Below are 1,964 nucleotides of genomic sequence, written 5' to 3' on the forward strand. Positions count from 1 at the left end.
GGGGCGCTGCATGCGGCGAGCTTAGCGGGCGCGGGGGGTGTAAGACAGGGGGCTGTGGTCGAGAGCGGTCGTCAGCTAACCAATCTTCCCCCTTGCGGAGGAGGAATTGGGACGCCCGCAATGAGCAGCGGCAGTCCTCATTTGGCGATCAAGAAGATCGCAACCACGATCCCGGCTACAGGCAATGTCACCAAGGCGATCGCAGCAGAAACTGCGGCGACCCTGCCGAAGCGATCTTCGACCCAAGGCATGATCGTTTCAGCGAACGCCATGTAAATCATATCCATCCAGCGTGAATACCAGATCGATCAATGGCCGCAATTCAGGACGCCGATCCGCTCGAAAACGGCAATAAGTGGCGGCATTTTCTGCGTTTTATGAAGATCGTAACGCCGCGGGCAAAGCCCGCGTCGTCGGACGGGGCGTTGCCCCGCCGGCCGCGCTTGCTTGCGTGGAGCGGCGCAGCCGCTCTCTCGCAAGCTGCGCGGTGGGAGCCGGACGACCCGGGGCGAAATCGTTGCGGCTGCTTCCTTCCGGACCTGACCGGGTTGGCGACGACCACGTCCGCCCGACTCCCGCGGGCCATATGATGGCCCCGGGCGGCGTGATCAAGCCTTTATCGCCCTACCAGCGGGTGCGCACCCGGCGGCAGACGCGGACCCGGCGGTGATGCCGCCAGCGGGTCGTGCACACCGTCTTCCAGTGCCAGCGCCCGCCACCGTGCCAGCCGTGACGCGGCTGAGCGACCGACGGGGTCGGGGTGATGGCGGCGGCCGCGACCAGGCCCGCAGCTACGAATGCTAGTAACTTCATCGCATCTTCTCCCTATGCCGTTACGGCACCGTGACAATGCCGTTACGGTCACACGGTTCCCGCGCGGCCGGATCGGCCGCGCAGGAGCGCATCACCAGACGCGCGAGCACCGGCGGACGGGGCCGTAATAGCCGCGATGAATACGGCAGACGACACGGCCGCGCGGGCGATAATAGCCGCCATAACCGCCGCGATAGTAGCGCCCGCCGCGCCACCCGTAATGCCGTCCACGGTCCCAGCCGCGATGGCCGCGCCAACCGTGACTGCCATGCCACCCCCTGTCGCCATGCCAGCCGTGGCGCGGCTGCGCATCGGCCTGGATCGGGGTGAGTGCCATTGCCGACAAGAGGCCGGCGGCAGTAAGCGCAAGGATTTTCATGGGCCTTCTCCCGTAGTTACTCGCCCGAATACGCGGGCACGGGAATAATGGGTCAGCGTCCCTGCATGTTCCGTGAACCGCCGGGAATCGTCACGGTCAGCGTCCCCAGCGCTTCGTTCAGCGTGATCTGGCACGACAGCCGGCTCGTCCGTGTCGCGCCATAAGCGAGGTCGAGCATGTCCTCCTCCTCCTCGCTGGCCGGGGGTAGCCGGGCGAAATCCTCGGCCGCGACGATGACGTGACAGGTCGCGCACGCCATGTCGCCTTCGCAGGTGCCCTCGAGCGGCTGATTGTCCGCCTGCGCAATGTCGAGCAGGCGCGCGCCGTCCGCGGCCGTCACTTCGCTGACCGTGCCGTCGCGCTGGATGAAGCGGACCTTCATGCAGCCAGCCTCTGCGAGTCCGCCGCCGCCACGATGCGGTCGATCGCGGTCGCCAGTTCGTCCTCCGTCGTGTAGCGGCCGAACCCCAACCGGATCGATGACCGCGCTTGTGTCTCGCTGAGGCCGATCGCGCGCAGCACGTGACTGGCCCGCCCCGATCCGCTGGCGCAGGCCGACCCTGCGGAAAAGGCGATGTCGCGGCAATCGGACATGAGGCGCGCGACGTCGAGGCCGTCGCGGCGGATGTTGAGGTTGCCGTGATAGCGGTGACCGCTGGAACCGTTGATCGTCCACACTCCCCTCCCTGGAAGGCAAGGGTCGGGGGTGGGTTGGCCCGCAATGAACGTATCGCCCTCCCCACACGCACCCACCCCCCTGTCCCTTATACAC

4 protein-coding genes, 1 other RNA gene and 1 pseudogene are annotated in these 1,964 nt (G+C 66.7%); all 6 read right to left on the minus strand.

Annotation, left to right across the window (positions count from 1 at the left end; translation table 11 throughout):
- Nucleotides 1-137 precede the first annotated feature (137 nt).
- Nucleotides 138-287 carry a hypothetical protein gene (locus tag BOS5A_RS00005; protein ID WP_199857142.1) on the minus strand — a complete coding sequence of 50 codons (150 nt, stop codon included), beginning with the start codon at nt 285-287 and terminating at the stop codon, nt 138-140.
- 197 nt (nt 288-484) lie between these two features.
- Nucleotides 485-579: signal recognition particle sRNA small type (ffs, locus tag BOS5A_RS00010), an RNA gene on the minus strand.
- A 45-nt stretch (nt 580-624) separates the two neighbouring features.
- The gene (locus BOS5A_RS00015; RefSeq protein ID WP_151953187.1) at nt 625-813 is read right to left on the minus strand and encodes a hypothetical protein; all 189 of its coding nucleotides are present in this window, start codon (nt 811-813) and stop codon (nt 625-627) included.
- Between the two features lie 91 nt (nt 814-904).
- Nucleotides 905-1,192, minus strand: coding sequence for a sulfur globule protein precursor (locus tag BOS5A_RS00020; RefSeq protein ID WP_151953188.1), 288 nt, complete (start codon nt 1,190-1,192; stop codon nt 905-907).
- A gap of 52 nt (nt 1,193-1,244) precedes the next feature.
- Nucleotides 1,245-1,574 (minus strand): 2Fe-2S iron-sulfur cluster-binding protein, encoded by a 330-nt coding sequence (locus BOS5A_RS00025; RefSeq protein WP_151953189.1) that lies wholly within the window; start codon nt 1,572-1,574, stop codon nt 1,245-1,247.
- Nucleotides 1,571-1,964 (minus strand): annotated as a pseudogene (locus tag BOS5A_RS00030) (aminotransferase); the annotation flags it as partial. The gene BOS5A_RS00025 and the pseudogene BOS5A_RS00030, both read right to left, overlap by 4 nt.

The organism is Sphingomonas sp. EC-HK361 (assembly GCF_902498785.1).
Classification (GTDB): Bacteria; Pseudomonadota; Alphaproteobacteria; order Sphingomonadales; family Sphingomonadaceae; genus Sphingomonas.

Bases quoted from the DNA above. Each gene is read 5' to 3' on its own strand.
- BOS5A_RS00005 (WP_199857142.1), bottom strand. From the start codon at position 287: ATGGATATGATTTACATGGCGTTCGCTGAAACGATCATGCCTTGGGTC.
- BOS5A_RS00015 (WP_151953187.1), bottom strand. From the start codon at position 813: ATGAAGTTACTAGCATTCGTAGCTGCGGGCCTGGTCGCGGCCGCCGCC.
- BOS5A_RS00020 (WP_151953188.1), bottom strand. From the start codon at position 1,192: ATGAAAATCCTTGCGCTTACTGCCGCCGGCCTCTTGTCGGCAATGGCA.
- BOS5A_RS00025 (WP_151953189.1), bottom strand. From the start codon at position 1,574: ATGAAGGTCCGCTTCATCCAGCGCGACGGCACGGTCAGCGAAGTGACG.